This window comes from Sphingomonas sp. (genome assembly GCF_013812825.1).
Classification (GTDB): domain Bacteria; phylum Pseudomonadota; class Alphaproteobacteria; order Sphingomonadales; family Sphingomonadaceae; genus Sphingomicrobium.
This window is the reverse complement of the sequence record NZ_JACCSU010000078.1, coordinates 1-15,983: the sequence shown is the minus strand read 5'-3', so window position 1 is coordinate 15,983 and position 15,983 is coordinate 1. Positions and strand designations below refer to the sequence as shown.

The 15,983-nt window shown below is 65.1% G+C and carries 16 protein-coding genes; 7 read left to right on the top strand and 9 right to left on the bottom strand.

From position 1 onward, the window contains the following. Window positions 1-765, top strand: a 765-nt coding sequence (trpS, locus tag H0T81_RS10800; protein ID WP_294012924.1) for a tryptophan--tRNA ligase, incomplete at its 5' end; no start/stop codon positions are given. Between the two features lie 83 nt (window positions 766-848). Next, window positions 849-1,673, top strand: coding sequence for a DUF4136 domain-containing protein (locus H0T81_RS10795; RefSeq protein ID WP_294012921.1), 825 nt, complete (start codon window positions 849-851; stop codon window positions 1,671-1,673). Between the two features lie 128 nt (window positions 1,674-1,801). Here H0T81_RS10795 and H0T81_RS10790 read toward each other — a convergent pair whose 3' ends face one another. After that, window positions 1,802-1,972 carry a hypothetical protein gene (locus H0T81_RS10790; RefSeq protein ID WP_294012918.1) on the bottom strand — a complete coding sequence of 57 codons (171 nt, stop codon included), beginning with the start codon at window positions 1,970-1,972 and terminating at the stop codon, window positions 1,802-1,804. 233 nt (window positions 1,973-2,205) lie between these two features. Here H0T81_RS10790 and H0T81_RS10785 point away from each other — a divergent pair, with 233 nt between their 5' ends. Beyond that, window positions 2,206-2,466 carry a PqqD family protein gene (locus H0T81_RS10785; RefSeq protein ID WP_294012913.1) on the top strand — a complete coding sequence of 87 codons (261 nt, stop codon included), beginning with the start codon at window positions 2,206-2,208 and terminating at the stop codon, window positions 2,464-2,466. Between the two features lie 446 nt (window positions 2,467-2,912). Then, window positions 2,913-4,757 (top strand): asparagine synthase-related protein, encoded by a 1,845-nt coding sequence (locus tag H0T81_RS10780; protein ID WP_294012911.1) that lies wholly within the window; start codon window positions 2,913-2,915, stop codon window positions 4,755-4,757. Between the two features lie 31 nt (window positions 4,758-4,788). Here H0T81_RS10780 and H0T81_RS10775 read toward each other — a convergent pair whose 3' ends face one another. Further along, window positions 4,789-5,706, bottom strand: coding sequence for a hypothetical protein (locus H0T81_RS10775; protein WP_294012908.1), 918 nt, complete (start codon window positions 5,704-5,706; stop codon window positions 4,789-4,791). A gap of 11 nt (window positions 5,707-5,717) precedes the next feature. Then, window positions 5,718-6,146: a lasso peptide biosynthesis B2 protein gene (locus H0T81_RS10770; RefSeq protein ID WP_294012905.1), complete on the bottom strand. Its 429-nt coding sequence runs from the start codon at window positions 6,144-6,146 to the stop codon at window positions 5,718-5,720. A 90-nt stretch (window positions 6,147-6,236) separates the two neighbouring features. On the opposite strand from H0T81_RS10770, the gene H0T81_RS10765 reads away from it, so the two are divergent. After that, complete coding sequence (locus H0T81_RS10765; RefSeq protein ID WP_294012903.1) at window positions 6,237-7,319, top strand: nucleotidyltransferase family protein; 1,083 nt, start codon at window positions 6,237-6,239, stop codon at window positions 7,317-7,319. Window positions 7,320-7,325: 6 nt separating this feature from the next. Here H0T81_RS10765 and H0T81_RS10760 read toward each other — a convergent pair whose 3' ends face one another. Genes H0T81_RS10760 through H0T81_RS10735 form a run of 6 tightly spaced genes read right to left on the bottom strand, consistent with a single transcriptional unit; the run spans window position 7,326 to window position 14,918 of the window. Then, window positions 7,326-8,690: an O-antigen ligase family protein gene (locus tag H0T81_RS10760; RefSeq protein ID WP_294012901.1), complete on the bottom strand. Its 1,365-nt coding sequence runs from the start codon at window positions 8,688-8,690 to the stop codon at window positions 7,326-7,328. Continuing rightward, a complete protein-coding gene (locus H0T81_RS10755) occupies window positions 8,687-9,868 on the bottom strand; it encodes a hypothetical protein (RefSeq protein ID WP_294012899.1) in 1,182 nt (393 codons plus the stop codon). Before H0T81_RS10755 ends, H0T81_RS10760 begins: the two co-directional genes overlap by 4 nt. Before the next feature lie 8 nt (window positions 9,869-9,876). Further along, window positions 9,877-12,075 carry a polysaccharide biosynthesis tyrosine autokinase gene (locus H0T81_RS10750; RefSeq protein ID WP_294012896.1) on the bottom strand — a complete coding sequence of 733 codons (2,199 nt, stop codon included), beginning with the start codon at window positions 12,073-12,075 and terminating at the stop codon, window positions 9,877-9,879. A 43-nt stretch (window positions 12,076-12,118) separates the two neighbouring features. Beyond that, window positions 12,119-12,838, bottom strand: a complete 720-nt coding sequence (locus H0T81_RS10745) for a polysaccharide biosynthesis/export family protein (RefSeq protein ID WP_294012893.1) — start codon at window positions 12,836-12,838, stop codon at window positions 12,119-12,121. Window positions 12,839-12,876: 38 nt separating this feature from the next. After that, on the bottom strand, window positions 12,877-13,707 hold the full coding sequence (locus H0T81_RS10740; RefSeq protein ID WP_294012891.1) for a metallophosphoesterase: 831 nt from the start codon (window positions 13,705-13,707) through the stop codon (window positions 12,877-12,879). A 56-nt stretch (window positions 13,708-13,763) separates the two neighbouring features. After that, window positions 13,764-14,918 (bottom strand): glycosyltransferase family 4 protein, encoded by a 1,155-nt coding sequence (locus H0T81_RS10735; protein ID WP_294012888.1) that lies wholly within the window; start codon window positions 14,916-14,918, stop codon window positions 13,764-13,766. A gap of 226 nt (window positions 14,919-15,144) precedes the next feature. On the opposite strand from H0T81_RS10735, the gene H0T81_RS10730 reads away from it, so the two are divergent. After that, window positions 15,145-15,591, top strand: coding sequence for a hypothetical protein (locus H0T81_RS10730; RefSeq protein ID WP_294012885.1), 447 nt, complete (start codon window positions 15,145-15,147; stop codon window positions 15,589-15,591). A 194-nt stretch (window positions 15,592-15,785) separates the two neighbouring features. Continuing rightward, on the top strand, window positions 15,786-15,983 hold a 198-nt coding region (locus H0T81_RS10725), incomplete at its 3' end, for a hypothetical protein (protein ID WP_294012882.1).

The following is a 15,983-nucleotide window of genomic DNA, read 5'->3' as shown; positions in this document are numbered from 1 at the left end:
GTCCCCGCCCATGCGGAGCTCGCCTGGGTCTTGAGTTGCACGGCTCGCATGGGCTGGCTCAACCGGATGACCCAATGGAAGGACAAGGCGGGCAAGAACCGCGAAGGCTCGTCGCTCGGCCTGTTTGCATACCCAGTGCTGCAGGCGGCCGACATCCTGCTCTATCGCGCGACCCACGTGCCGGTCGGCGATGACCAGAAGCAGCATATCGAGCTCGCGCGCGACATCGCCATCAAGTTCAACACCGACTTCGATGTCGAGCTGTTCGTCCCGCCCGAGCCATTCATCGGCGGCGGCTCGGCGGCCCGGGTGATGTCGCTGCGCGACGGCACTGCCAAGATGTCCAAATCGGACCCTTCGGACATGAGCCGCATCAACCTGTCGGACAGCGACGACCTGGTGGCCCAGAAGATCCGCAAGGCGAAGACCGATCCCGAGCCGCTGCCCGACGATCCGGCGCTGCTCGACCGGCGACCCGAAGCGCGCAACCTGGTCGGGATGTACGCGGCGGTCACCGGGACAAGCGTCGAGCAGGTGCTGGCGGACTTTGCCGGGCAGGGCTTCGGGGCGTTCAAGCCGGCGCTGGCCGATGCCTTGATTGCGCTCCTGACGCCGCTTCGAGCGCGCCTCGAGGAATTCCGCAAGAACCCGGCGATGCTCGATACTTTGCTCGAGGATGGAGCGGCCAAGGCGGCCGCGCTCGCGGCCCCGACCCTGACCCAAGCCTATGACTCAGTCGGCCTGACCCGGCGACGCCACGACTGATCGACAATCGAGCCGGTTTTTGCTAGTAAGCGCCCGGTTATCCACGGTTTTTCGAGTCGCTTTCGAGCTCAAAGGGCGTCACCATGAACTTCATCCGCAAGCTGGCCGGCGCATTGCTTCTCGGAGTCGGCGGGCTTGGCCTTGCCGGTTGCGCGGCCGGCCTTCCGACCCAGGTTTCGCGTTACCAGGCAATGCCGGTTCCCGCCGGGCAGACATTCCATGTCGTGCCGATCGAGGGCGCTCAGCGCACGCTCGAGTTCAACCGCTATGCGGCTCTCGTCGCGCAGCACCTCCAGGCCAAGGGCTATACTCCGGCCGGTGCGCCGCAACTGGCGAGCATGATCGTGCGCCTCGACTATGGCGTCGACGAAGGCTCGAGCGAGGAAACGGACGACCCCTACGCGCGATCGCGTTACGGATACGGCTACAACGGTTATGCCGACCCGCTCTACCGCTCGCGCTACGGCGGGCTCTACGACCCGTTTTACAGCGGCTATTATGATCCCCGCGTCGGCGGCTATGATCCGCGCTACGGCGGCTATCACGACCCGCGCTCGCGCTATTTCGGTCGGCCCTATTACTCGCGCTACGGCGGCTATTGGGGCGCCCGTTCGCCGTTCTACTACGGCTGGGACGACCCGTACTGGTACAGCTCGCCCTACGCCGGCTACGGTCCGGGCTATCGCGGGCCGATCCGCAACTACACCGTCTACAAGAGCTATCTCGAGCTCGACATCGTCCGCAAGAGCGACAATGCGCCGCTGTTCCAGGGCAAGGCCCAGGCGCGCTCCCAGACCGACGAGGCGGGAGTGCTGGTCCCCAATTTGATCGAGGCATTGTTCACCGGCTTCCCGGGCCGCTCGGGCGAGACCGTCAAGATCACGGTCCCGGCCCGCAGGGGCACCTGAACGGGAGCGCAGAGCTCCGACCTCGAGACAGCAGGCAGACTTGGTAGCGAATAGCCGTTGCGCGCGTGGCTTGAGATCATCCGGCCTTCAGTGCCAAGCTCGCTGTGCCGGCCGGGAGGGTGTCGCGCTTACATCCAGACGCGGGCGGCCCAGCAAGGGATGAATTGCCAAGCGACCCACCGTACCGGGAAATCCATCCGGCAGCGCTCCATGGTCTGGCCGGGATCGGCACTGGCGGGCGCGTGGCCGTACACAGTCGCGACGAGCGTGACGGAAACGAAGATCTTGAGGATTTTCATGGATGTGTCCTTCGCGGTGAAGGACCTCACTGGCTGGGCGGCGTTAACCCGAGCTTGGTCTTGTATCCACTCCGGACCGGTTGTTTTGCCGATGAAACTGCGGCCGCTCGCGCGCATCCGCGGGCAAGCCGTCCAAGACGGCGCGACGAGACGCGAACGCGCGAGCGGTCAACCTCCGCGCTAACGAAGCTGTCCCTTGCGGGCCGTGTAAGGAGCCGCCAATAAGCGAGCCTGTGTACGAACGAGCAACCCAACTTCTCGAGGCCGACCTCGGCGACGAGTTGCTGGCGCTTGATGCCGAAGGCGGCCATTGCTTCGGCTTCAATTCCGTGGCGACGGGCGTTTGGCGCCAGCTGGTCGGCCCGAAATCCTTCGACGAGCTTCACGGAGCACTCCTCGCCGAATACGACGTGGACAGCGAGCAATGCCGCGCCGAACTGCGTGAGTTGCTCGACGACCTGGTGGAACGAGGGCTGATCCGGATTCGCCGCTGAAAGGTCTGCACTGATCCTTTAGGCGAGTTGCCTTAGCGGCTGAATTGCCGAGAAAATCGACTCACCGCGTGCACATTTTGGCTCACTTGCGAGTTGTCAGCGCGTCGCGCCTATACTAGTGGTCTGCTGAACACGAGGAGCTGAGATGAGTAACAGGTTCGAAGCTAAGGGTTCCCTGACCAGGCCGAAGGCCAAGTGGGTGAAGCCCACCGTGCGGCAACTGGAGGCTGGCGCCGCCGAGGTCAACACTGGCCCGCGGGACGACGGCGACCCGGGTACAGCTCGAAACAATTCCTGACCCCTATCTGTGGACTGGGACCGATAACCCGCGTCCCTGGAAGCGTTCAATCGCCACTCTGATTCGCGCCTGACGGAGACACATACTGACGGCGATTGCTGGCTTTTGGTCGTTTGAACCCCGGCCAGTTCGGCAATTTTGCGGTCGAATGCTCCAGGGCCAGGCCGCCTACGGAAGCAAGCGGGCGCAAGACGAAAACGGCTCGCTAGCGCTGGGGCGTAATCTTTTTGCGCTGCTGCCCGAGGATGCGTTCGACCAGGGCCCGCTATCCCGCGCGAACTGTCGTTTTGTTGCAGATGTCCGCCTGGACAACCGGCCGGAGCTGGCGGCGCGGCTCGGTATCGCGTCCGCAACTCAAGCGCGCCTGTCTGACTCGTCACTGCTGTTTGAATCGCTTCTCAGATGGGGCGATTCGGCCATTGAGCATTGGGTGGGCGAGTTCGCTTTCGCCTTCTGGGACGGCGCGCGACAGCACTTGCTGCTCGGCCGCGATATACTGGGCCTGCGACCCCTTTACTTCCATCGAGGCAAAGACTTCTTCGCCTTCGCGTCAATGCCGAGCGGCCTGCACGCGCTGGAAGATGTGCCTTATGACTTCGATTCGGAATTCATGGCCGAACGCCTGGCCCTGCTCCCTCGAGCTGGCCGACGGAGCTATTTCAAGGGCATCGAGCGCGTCGAACCAGCCCATCTTCTTCGCGTCACCCGCCAGGGACTGGAGGCGCACGGATATTGGCGGCCGCCGGGTCCATCGTCTTCAGCCGCCAGGCCAGAGGAGTACGAACAAGGCCTGCGAGCCGTTGTCGACCAGGCGGTGAAGGCTCAACTGCGCGGCGTCGGCAACACCGTCGCAACGCAGCTCAGCGGTGGCCTCGACAGCTCGATGGTAACTGCGACTGTCGCCCGGCTTCTTCCCGCGGGAAAAGTAATCGCATTCACCGCAGTTCCGCGCCCTGGATTTGCGGGCCGCACGCCACCGGGAACCGTCGCCAACGAGGCGGAACTCGCCGCCGCAACCGCCCGGATGTACCCGAATATCGATCATGTGCTGGTCGAGAACTCAGGTGAATCGCCATTAAAGTGGCTTGATCGGATCTTCCTCTATCAGCAGCAGCCCGGCGCTAACCTCGCCAATGCGGTCTGGGGACAGGCGATCAGCAGTGCCGCCCGCTCCAGCGGCTCGAACACGATATTCAAGGCATCCTTCGGTAATTTGACGTCGAGCTACTCCGGGCTCGAGTGGCTCCCTTTTCTACTGTCGCGCGGGCAATTGCTGAAGTTGGCCGGGTGCGCTCTGCAGCTGGCCCGCAACGGCGTTCCGCTCTTGGAGCTTGGGGCTCAAACCGTCGGGCCCTTCGTGCCGGCACCGCTCTGGCAGGGATTGCGGCGGCTGACCGGAAGAACGGCCGGACCAATGGACTTCTCGGCGGTCAGCCGTGGAGCCCTTTCGCAATTGCAGCGAAAGAGGAAGGCACGTTCAGCCGACCTGTCGGGACGCCCGCGGGATGATCCTTACGGAATGCGGTTGCGGGCCTGCGCCGACACCGATGGCGGCAATGCCTACAAGGGCGTGCTGGCGGAGTGGGGGTTGAGCGTACGAGACCCCACCGCGGACAAGAGAGTGATCGAATATTGCCTGGCGACCCCCGTGCAGGAATTTGTCCGCGGCGGCGTTCCGCGCTCGCTCGCTCGCCGCGCCTTCAGCGACCGGCTGCCACCGCAGGTCACCGAATCGAAAGTGCGCGGCTATCAGTCGGCCGACTGGTACGAAGCCTTGGACCGGGCTCGCCCCGAGGTGGAACGGGAAGTGGAGATGATCGCGCGATGCGCGGACGCGAACCAGGCGCTGGACATCGGCTGGCTCAAGGATGCCCTGGATTCCTGGCCCGAACACAACTGGAACCGGTCTGAGGTGAGCGATCGCTATCGGCTCGGCCTGTTGCGCGGCATTTCGGCAGGTCACTTCATGCGCAAGGTCCGCGGAACCAATTAGGCGGACCGACTCTCCTGCGGACGTGGTTAGATCACGGCCGACGCACCTGCAGCGCATGCTCGAGCAAGGCCGAATATTGCTCGGCCAGGTCTTCAAGGCCCCACCGCCGTTTGGCGCAGAAGACGGGAGTATTGCGCACGAGCTTCACGGATGCCGACCAATGATCGTGGCTGCTTCGGGTTAGCGGCACATAGGCGCCTCGGTAGGTGTTGGCGAAGATCGCCTCGGCCGCGACGAGCCCGGTCAGCGGCTCGATGGCCAGCGATTCGCCTCGCTCGAGCAGATAGACCGCAGCCAGCGGGATCGCTTCGTCCGTCGAGCACGGCCTGGCCAGCGGCACGTCATATTTATCGGGGGCGTCATCGCCGAAGAATGACCGCTGATGGTCGGCTGCGTCCCTTCCAGTGGCGTCGAGCGTGTCGCGCCACAGCCGCAAACGCGAGATCCCCGGGCGGATCTGCGCTCGGGCACCGTCGGCAAAATCGACCACGCAGACATCATCGGCGACGATGCGGAACCCGCGGTCGTGAAACCAGGCTGCCATCGTCGACTTGCCGGCGCCGGACTCGCCCATGAACGCATAGGCCCGGCCTTCGACTTCGACCGCATTGGCGTGAAGCGGAAGCAACCCGCGCTGATGCAGCAGCGCGCCCATCGCCGAGCCGAGCAGGAACAGCCGCACGTTGGCGTCGGGAACGTCGGGTTCCGGTTCGACGATGATCTCTGATCCGTCCTTGACGAAATAGCAGGCGACTTCGTCGATCACCAACAGCAGCCCGCCGTCGGTCGGGTGCGGTCCGGGACCGGGGGCCGGAGCGTCGGGAACCTTGCCGACCCGGACCGTGACTTGCGAGCGGCTGGACGCGTCCGCCTCGAGGAGCTCGGGTAGCTGAAGATCGCTTTGAAGACGGAGGCCGAAAACCGAATATTGGAACTTGGTCGGGGCCATCGCACGGCCGCTCACGGGTAGGTCGCTACGCACTTGAACCGTGGTGCCTGGGCGCCGCCGATCACCACCGCGTCGCCGGCCGCGACCCAGACATGGGCCTGGAGCTCGCCGACCTCGTCGCGAGCGATCCCGTAATGAAGCCGCGCATCTATGCCCCGCCGCCGGAGCATCCATTGCAGCGCCAGGCCCTGCTGGATGCACATCGCCCGCCACGGCACGTTGCGTGCTGCGGATTCGACCGCCCAGCGGACATCGTCCGTGATATCGCCCGCCGCCGGCCGATTCGTGAGCGGCAGCGAGCCCATGCGGATCGCGCGCTTGAAGGCGCGAAAATGGACCGCGGCGGAGGCGGCGGCGATTGCCAGCAGCGCTTCGATCAGCAGCGCTTGCCGCCGCTGCCCGATGCGCGTCCATCGCGAAAGCAGATTGCGCTTGCTCATCTCCAGGTTCTCAAACTCCGAAATTCCCGGTGCGATGCAATTTCCCGGTTATCCGCTAAACCCGGGCGGTTGGTCGCGCGGAGCAGGCGGGTGAACTATCGGCTAGGGTCGCGGAAGACCATAGAATTCCTGCTGCTCATCGAATGCTGCCGCTGGAGCTTTACGCGCGCCAACGGGGAGGAAATCCGCGCGCTGGCCCGACGGGCGGACTGGCGGCGCTTCCTCGATCTGTGCAGTCGCCACCGCGTGGAGGGGCTGGTCCAGCGCTGCCTTCGCGCGCTGCCGCTGGCGTTGCCGAGCGAAATTGCCCGTTCGCTGTCGAAAGACGCCGCGGCGATTGCCGAACACAATCTGCGCGCCGCCCGCGAATCCTCGCGGCTGCTCGACGCGTTTACGGCGGCGGACATTCCGCTGCTCTTCGTCAAGGGCCTGACGCTCAGCAAGCTCGCCTACGGCGACCCGTTCGTGAAGATGAGCCACGACGTCGACGTGCTGGTGCCCGGCGATTCGATCGCCCGGGCAGCGGCGCTCCTCGATCAACTCGGCTACCGTTTGACGCTTCCCGCGGCGACGGATTCCGCGCCTCTCGAACGCTGGCACCGACAGCGCAAGGAATCGGTCTGGCGATCGCCGGACGGTCTGACTCTGGAATTGCACAGCCGGCTTGCCGACAGCCCCCAGTTGATCCCCGGGATCGGCGTCCACTCGCCGCGCCGCGAGATCGAGGTCTCGCCCGGGATCGAGCTACCGACGCTGGCCGCGGACGAGCTGTTCGCTTACCTCTGCGTCCACGGCGCTTCGAGCGCCTGGTTCCGGCTGAAATGGATCGCCGATCTCGCCGGCCTGCTGAACGATTGCAGCGCCCAAGAGATCGGAAGGCTGTTCGAGCGCTCGCAGCAGCTCGGCGCCGGGCGCGCGGCGGCGCAGGCGCTGCTTCTCGCCGCGGCGACGTTCGGCACCGCCGCCGGCAGCGACCTTCAGCGAAGGCTGGGCCGCCGGCGAGCCGATCGCTGGCTGGCTCGCGCCGCCTGGGCTCAGATGACGCGCGTGGCGGAGCCGACCCGCGTTCGCCTGGGAACCGCGACCATCCACCTGACCCAATTGCTCTTGCTGCCGGGCCTGGGCTTCAAGCTGCGCGAGCTGTCGCGTCAGCTGTCCGACATGCGGTCCTGATCCTGGCTAGATGGCGACGTGCCTGGGGCTCGCCCACAAGTCCTGCGTTTCGGCGCTTTCCTGGACTCGGGGCCTCGCCATTTTGGCAAGGCAGGCGGCCATGATCGAGGCGATCGCCGCGGTTCGCAGCGGATAATCGACGATGCTGTGAATGAGGATTGCCCCTGACGCAATCGATGCGGCGACCGCGTAGCGATCGACCGCCCTCGACCGCCAGATGGGCACGGCCCGGCTTCCCCACCAAAGGAAGAACGCGACGAGCAGAAGGAGCCCCGGAATGCCCGTCTCCAGCGCGATCTCCAGATAATCGTTATGCGCATGATTGATGAAGGTCTGGGTGACCGCCGAATGATCCTCATAAAAGGAGTAGACGCGGACGAATGAGCCGACGCCCGTGCCGAGCGTGATATGGTCGCCGATCGCCGGAAAGGTGTCCGACCAGATGTCGCGCCGCGATTCGAAGGACGTCTGGTTAGAAGACACCAAGTCGTCCGGCAGTGGAGTCAGGAAGGCCGCCCCCATCCCGGCGATCGACACCAGCCCCGCGGCGATCAGCGGGCCCCGAAGCCGCCTGCCCTCGCCCATCAGCAGCGTCGCGCTGAAGAGAATGACCGGCAGCCCAAGCAGCAGCACGGCCAGCGATGCGCTGAGCAGGATCCCGGCCAGCAGCACCAGCATCGACCCGCCCGCCAGCATCATGATGGCCGATACGGCCCTTGCATTCTGAGCCCGCTTGCGGAGCTCGGCGACCAGCGCGAACAATAATGGCACGCTGACAATCAGCAGGGTCGCCATGTGGTTGCTGTTGGCGAAAAACCCGGTGGCGACGCCGTGGTTGGTCCGTTGGTACAGATACCAGGGCGACTGCAGCGGATCGGCGCTGCTGACTTGCAGCGCTCCCAGCAGAACCGAGGTGAACGTGCCAACCAGGATGGCAATGACGAGCCAGCTTGCTCGATAGGCTCCGGCGACGAGCATCCCGACAAGAACCGCCAAGGGAGGAAGCAAGGTCAAAGCCGTCGCCGCCGTCTCATAAGGCGTCAGCGATATCGGCAGCCAAGGCAGAGGCAGCCCGAGCAACCGATAGCCTTCGGCGATCGGCTCGCGCCCTGGAATGGCTGTCCACAGCCCCGGCGGAAGCGGAACCAGATGGACAATCAGCAGCAGCACGGTCAGTCCGGCGATCGCGAACAGCGCCATTGCGGGGCCGGACAAGCGGAGCCGGTCCGGAGTGAGCAGGCTCCAGGCGATGATGGCAATTCCAAGGACCTGCAGGATCGCGGCGCCCCAATAGCCCTGGGCGCTCCCGCCCAGAACGATACACAGCAGAATGTAGGCCGGCACGACCGCCGAGCGCATCACCCACCTCATTCGCCAGGCCCCTTGATCAGCGTCAGACGACCGATGGTGAACTCCTGCGTTTGCGGGAAATCGCCCGGGAAGGCGGCCAGCTGGATCCTCTGCGCCGGGCAGTTTTGCGGCACCGTGAATTGCCCGGCCAGCAGGCCCTTGCGATCGATGGGCAGCCGGAAGATCGGTTCTGGTCGAGGCATGCAGCTCACGATCCAGGCGATCTCGCCGCCGACGCCGGGCGCGTCCGAGATATCCATCCCAAGCCGGTAGCGGCCGGGCGGAAGCATCAGCAGCTGCTCGGCCAGCACCGCGGGGTTGCGGCCGTAATAGATGACCTGCAGCCGCTCGCCCGGCGCGGGCTCGACGACCCCGCCGGTCGCTGAGAAATCCCAGTTGAACGGCGCCGGAGCGGCGATCTTTCGGAAGCCCGGGTTGAAGATCGTTCCCGCGCCACGGTCGATTCCGGAGACCAGCCGCCAGATCGCATAGGCTTTGGCGAACTGCCCTTGCTCGATCAGCTTGCGCAGCAGCCGCGCCTGCCATTCGGGCGGCGAAGCCTCGGGATCGACCGGCCGCTTTCCCCACAACGCAATGATCAGGTCCGCGTTCTTCCCATTGTCGGCAAGATGCGCGAGGACGAAGGGCTCAAGCTCGGGCGACGTGCGGAAAAAGCGGCGCAGCTGCGGCACCGTGCCGGGCATCTGGGCAAAGGAGGCGAGCGCCGGCCCGAACTGCGACCTCGCCCCGGTGAACAAGCGCGACAGGGCCGCGATCTCGGCCAGCGCGGGCGCGACCTGGACGGTTGCAAGATAGCGCTCGGCAAGGAAATACCGCGCCGCGGCCGAGCGCGGATTGCGGCTCCGGGCGGCCAGGAAGAGGCGCTCCGCCTGTTCCTGTCGCCCGTCGACCTGGGCCATCGCCCCCTTGATCAGGAACGGCTCGACGGCCAGCGGCGCCTTGCGCGCGATCTCGTCGACTCGAGCCAGAGTCGCGGGGGGCGGTGCTTCCCCGCCAGCCGCATGCGCCCCGATCTCGGCCATGGTCTGATTGATCAGCACCGTGGGGTGCGACGGCCACAGGGCCGGGGCAAGGGTTATGCGCTTCGACGGATCGGCGACAAGAGCCGTCCGCACAACCTGCACCGCGAGCAGGAACGCGACGGCAAGGACGATGATGGCTCGCACGACGAACGGCAAAAGAGCGCTCAGGCCTCGTCCGGCTGCGAGATCAAGACGATCTGGCTCCTTTTATCGGCAACCGCCGTGTACTGGTACAGCCGGTAGCCGTAATGGCTCGCTTCCTCGAGCGACTTGGTCAGGGTTGCCCCGACGATATGGGCGCCGGCGGTCGCGATCCGGTCGACGGCTTCGCGCGCCGCCCGGGTCCGGGTCTTGCCGCTCTCGATGATCAGCATCGCATTGCGACACGCCGAGGCGAGCAGCGAAGCGTCCGCGAGCCCGAGCATCGGCGGGCCGTCGACGACGACCAAGTCGAACTGCGCGGCAGCCTCGGCCATGATCTGCTTGATCCTCGGCGTCGACAGCAGATCGGCCGGGTTGGGAGGGATTGGGCCGCACGGCAGCAGCCACAGATTGGCGTGCTGGGTGCTGGTGATGTGCTCGGCGATGGGCTCCTCGTTGGTCAACAGCTTGGTCAGGCCCTTGGCCTTCGACTCGGCCTTGAAGGCGGGTCGCCGCAAGTCGGCGTCGATCAGCAGCACCCGCGCTCCGCGCCGCGCATGATTCTGGGCAAGCGCTAGCGCCGACGAGGACTTCCCTTCGGACGCTTGGCTGCTGGTGATCAGCAGAGTTCTTGGCGCACCCGTGGCGGTGCTGAAGCGCAATGCCGCCAGCACCGCGGAGTAGGCCTCGGACAGCGGGGACGTCGGATCGGTGAGGTCTTCGACCACCGAGCCTTTGCCGCGGCGCTTTGGAATCGCTCCAAGACAAGCGAGGCCGAGCTTGTTGCGCACGTCCTCGCGGGACTTGACCGTGTCGTTGAGGATCTCGAGCGCGATCGCGGCGGCGATTCCGCCGAGCAAGCCCAAGGCCAGGCCGACGAGCAGGTTGAACATCAGATTGGGCTTGTAGGGCCCGCCGGGCACCTCAGCCCGATCGACGATCGAAACCGGAGTGGTGCCGATGCCCCCGGCGACTCCGATTTCCTTGTAGCGCTGGAGCAAGGCATCATAGAGTTCGCGGTTGGTGTCCACCTCGCGCCGCAGGATATTGTACTGGATGCTTCGGCCGCGCAGGTTGAGCACCGAGCCCTTGAGCTGCGCGACTCGACTTTGCAGGGAACGTTCCGCGGCCACGGCGGCCCGGTAGTCGGCGAGCAACGTATTGGTGCGACCGCTCGCGACCTGCGTTCTTTCACGAGCGATCTGCCGGTCGAGTTCCTGAATCCGCGACCGCAGGCTCAACATGTCCGGGTGCTCGGGCTTCATCAGGGTCCGCTTTTCCTGATACTCCGCCTCGAGAACGGCCTTGGCCTGGCGAAGGGATTGGGTGTTCTCGTTAACCTCGGCGGAATTCGCGGCGAGCTGAGCCTGGCGATAGGCAGCTTCCGCCTGCATCCGCCGGGCGGTCGCTTCGGCAAGGGCCGAGTTGAGCGCAACCATCGAGGCGCTCTGGAGGGAACCAGCATCGCTGCCCCCTTCGCCCTCCTTGTCGCTGTCCAGGATGCCTTGCTGCTGGGCGTATTGGACCATTTGCCGCTCGGAGCGCTCGAGATCACGCCGGGTCTTGGCGATCTGCTGCTGCAGGAAGGTGCGCGCGTAGGTCGAAGCCTCGAACCGGCGCTGCAGGCCCGCGCTGATGAAATTCTCGGCCAGTCCATTGGCGACCTGGGCGGCAAGCTGCGGCGAATCGGAGACATAGGCAAACCGGATTAGCTGGCCTTCCTCCGGGGCCTGGACGCTGAGCCCGCCGGCGACTTTCGCGGTCGCGATCTTCAGGCGCGTCGCCGCGTCGCCTTCGGTGCCGACGAACTGCGGATTGGACGCGAGATTGAGATCCTGCGCGACCCGTTCAGCGAGGCTTCGGCTCGAAAGCAGCCCGGCCTGGGTGACGAGAAAATCGAACAGGCTGGGGCCGGCAGCCGCCTCGCGGGATTTCTCATCGAGGATTTCGACCGTCGGCGGGTTGACTTCCAGGGTCACCCAGGCCCGGTAGAGCGGCTGGGTCAACAAGGTCACGACGATCGCCGCGGCAAGGCCGAGTGCGACCGAGCCAAGGATCATCCAGCGCCAGTCGTGGAGGATCCGGAGCAAGGTCGCGAGGTCGAACGAGCTGTCCTCGCGATTGCGGGCGTCGCCCCAATAGGGAAACAATTCGCCGCGCCGCGGCCGCGACGCTCCGACGGCGGACCGGTCATCCGGCGGCAGGGCTAGGTCAGTCGCCACGCAAAACTCTTCTCATCATTGGTCCGGTGCGTCCCGCGGTAATTCAGAACGGCCGGAATATCGAGAGGATCGGCAGGCCGTTCAGAATTTGCTTCTGAGCGGCCTTGATCGACGAACCGTCGACGACGACGATGTCACCGGGATAGATCGCCGGGTCCTCGGATTGCCCGCGGCGGATGGCGACGAGGTCGAATGCCGCGGCCTGCCGCTTGCCGCCGATCTGCCGGAAGACGGCGACTCGGCGCGCATTCGCCTCGGGCGTGGTCCCCCCGGCCTGCGCGACGGCCTGCATCAAAGTGACGGGGCCGGTGATTGGATAGGATCCGGAATTGGTGACCGCTCCGTCGACGGTGACGGCTCGGCGGGTCGAGGCTTTCACACCGACGCTGACGTCGGGATTTTCGAGATAGCGCTCGCCGAGCTTGTCGGTGAGCCGCCGATCGAGCTCCGCAGTGGTCAATTCCACCGCCTGGACTTCGCCGATCAGCGGCATCGAAATCTGCCCCGTCAGGTCGACTTCATAGTCGCCGGACAGATCGGGCATCTTGAACACTTTGACGGAGATCGTGTCGAGCGGCGCGATCTTGTAGCTGGATTCCAATGGGACGATCGTCGGCGCATCGGGGGCCGAGAAAGTTTCGGAATAGGCAATTGGCCCGCCCTTGGTGTCGGCGCAGGCCGAGACCAACGCCATCCCCACAACGGCCGCCAGCATGACTGGCGGAGTCTTCGCGCGGGCCGTCCGCACGGATCGATCACTCACTGCAACGCTCCTTGTACCCTGGAATGCAGCCGCTAACCTTACCAGCCCAAATCGCGACTTGCTACCAGCGGCGGCTCCTGGTTCGAATTGGCACCGGTTGAACTCTTGGCCTCGGTTTGGAGGAACCAGCGCTCCTGGCCTTCGAGACCCATAGCCGTCAGCACGCCCGTCCGATAGGCGCCCGTGTCCAGTCCGATGCGATTGCCGCGGACGTCGATTTGATTGGCGATGGTGTGGCCATGGACGACGATGAATCCGTGATCGTCGTCATTGTCCAGGAACGGTTGCCGGATCCAGCGCAGGTCCGATTGCTTCTGGTCGGGCAGCGGCACTCCCGGGCGCACTCCAGCGTGGACGAACAGATAGGAGCCGACTCGGAAGGTGTCGACGAAGCTGGCGAGGAACTCCTGGTCCTGTTTCGGGATCTTGTCGGCAAGAATCCCGACCGCCTGGTCCGGGTCCATTCGCTTGAGCGCCGTCGGGCTGATCCCGTAACTCCGAGCGCACTCGGCGCCGCCGAACCTCAGCCAGTCTTGGAGAAAGCGGCTTTCGCCGCGCAGCAGCCGGAGCAGCACCTCTTCGTGGTTGCCGCTGATGAACACCTTCCGGACTCCGGGCGGGCGATAGGTCCGGGCTCGCTCGATCACCTGCGCCGAAGACGGACCACGGTCGATCAGGTCGCCAAGGAAGACGATCATGTTTCGCGCGGGCGCGCGACCGGCGTTGTCGGCCTCGATCCGCGCCAGAGTGTCGTCCAGCAAGTCCAGCCGGCCGTGAATGTCGCCGATCGCATAGACTCGATAGCCTGACGGAACGCTCGGCTGGGCGGCGCCGCTGTCGTTGGCGAACAGACTGCGAAAGAAAGCCATAACTTAGTCAAAAATCCTGAAGGAGGGAGCAAGTTGCAAGCGCGCAGGCGAATCGGTCATCGCGAGCCCAGCGCTTCGAGATATTTGCTGATCACCCGGGTCTCGCAAAACTCCTGCTCGATCTTGTGACGTCCGAGCTCGCCCATCCTGAGCCGCTCGACCGCCGGAGTCTCGATCATCTTCAGCATGGCCGCCGCCAGTGAATCCGCCGAGCGCTCCGCGCATAGATACCCCGTATTGCCATCGACAACCACGTCGCGGCAACCGGGGACGTCGGTGGCGATCAGCGGCTTTCCCATTGCTGAACCTTCGAGCAAGGCGCGCGGCAGCCCCTCGCGGTACGAGGGGAGAACGATGCAATCCGCTTGCTCGATCGCCGTCCGCACATCGTCGCTCTTTCCAAGATAATCGATGATCCCTTCGTCGCGCCAACGTTCCAGAGCCGACGGTGGGACCGCGGTTCGGTTGTTCGCTGCGATCGATCCGAGCATCTGGAAGCGGACGTCGGGGTGCGAGCGCCGGACGATTCGCGCCGCCTCGACATATTCGGCGACGCCCTTGTCCCACAGCAGCCGCCCGACGAGCAGGAAGCGGAACGGGCGCTCGGTCTCGGCCGCCGAGCCGGCCTTGAAGCGCTCGAGGTCGACCCCCGAGCCGGGCAGCAATTGCGCCTGGTCGCAGCGCGCGATTCGCTTGCCGACGAACAATTCCAGGTCGTCGCGGTTCTGGAAGAAGATCGTTGAAGAGGTTCGGAAACTGAAGCGATAGAGCCCCGTAACCAGCGCCGTCAGCGGTCCGCGCTTGATGAAGGCCGTGCCGAGCCCGCTGACATTGTTGATGACCTTGGCCCCGACTGCCCGTGCGGCCAGCGATCCGTAGATGTTCGGCTTTACGGTGAACCCGAGGAAAGCGAACGGCCTCAGCTGCCGGAAGACCTGGAGGTAGCGGGCCACGAGCCGCAGATCCTCGACCATGGAAAGGCCGGAACTGTTGATCGGCACCGGCACGAACGCCACTCCGAGAGTGTCGAGATTCGGGCGATACTCGTCGTCCGGCGCCGCGACGACGATCCGGTATTCGCGGTCGCGCAACGCGCGGACCAGGCCGGCCCGAAAATTGACGATGTTCCAGCACGAGTTCGCCGAAATCAGAATCGTCGGGCGCGAATCCTTCGATTGGCCAGCCGCCGCTTTTGCTTGTGATCCGTGCACTCACTGCCCTTCCGCAGCGGCAAATCGAGCCTGTGCAGCCCTGTCGAATGCCGAATCGAGCCTTTCAACTGTTGCGCGCCCGCCTCGCAAACCTTTTTTTTATGGTCACTTAGGATTATTAGGGAAACCTAAGTTGCATTGGCGCATTGACGGCTTCAATGTTATCCCCTTAACAGGCGGGCACGATTGAGCTAAACGGCCATCGTCGGAGCACAGGAGGCATACAATGCAGTCGGCGGGTATTTCCAAGAAGTTTGCGGGGGCTCTTGCAGCACTGGCACTCTGCACAAGTTCTACCGGGGCGATTGCCGCCTCGAGCCAATATGCCTCGAGCGATTCGAGCATCAGCCCGCTGGTCGCGCTGAGCGCGCTCGGCTCCGACGCGTCACGCGCCGCGCTGTGCGGGGCTTCGGCCGTCGCCGCTGCCGGCGCTGCTGCCGCCGCTCAGGGCGCCGCTCCGGGCTGCGTGCTGCCGGTCGTTGACACGGTTGCGCCACCGATCGTCGATGTTGGGCCGCCTCCGGCTCCATACGTCGAGCCAGTGCCAGTGGTCGCCGCCGGGCCCGCCATTTCGCCGCTGCTCCTGGCCCTGGCCGGGATCGCCGCGGCCGTCCTCGCTTATTATCTGCTGAAGGACGACGATGAGGACGGAGAAATCTCGCTCAGCCCGTAAGCGGCTCACATCGTGAGAACAAAAGGGCCGCCGTTGTGCGGCCCTTTTTCTTGCCGGTAGAAGAATGGCGGTTTCACGCGCTTGGCGCCGGAACCTCTATCTATTTAGGGCATTGTGCTGGACAAGTGAGCCATTCATAGGCGGGCCGTTCGATTCTACAACGGCGGGTCCGAGTAGCCAGCAGGAGGCGTTCAATGCATTCGGTGAGTCTTACCAGGAAGTTCGCGGGCGCTCTTGCTGCCTTGGCCCTGTGCACCAGTTCTACCGGCGCGATCGCCGCCTCGGCCCATCAGTCGGTCCAGCCCACGGGCATCAGCCCGCTGGTCGCTCTGAGCGCGCTCGGCTCCGAGGCTTCGCGCGCCGCGCTGTGCGGCGCCTCCGCAGCCGCGGCC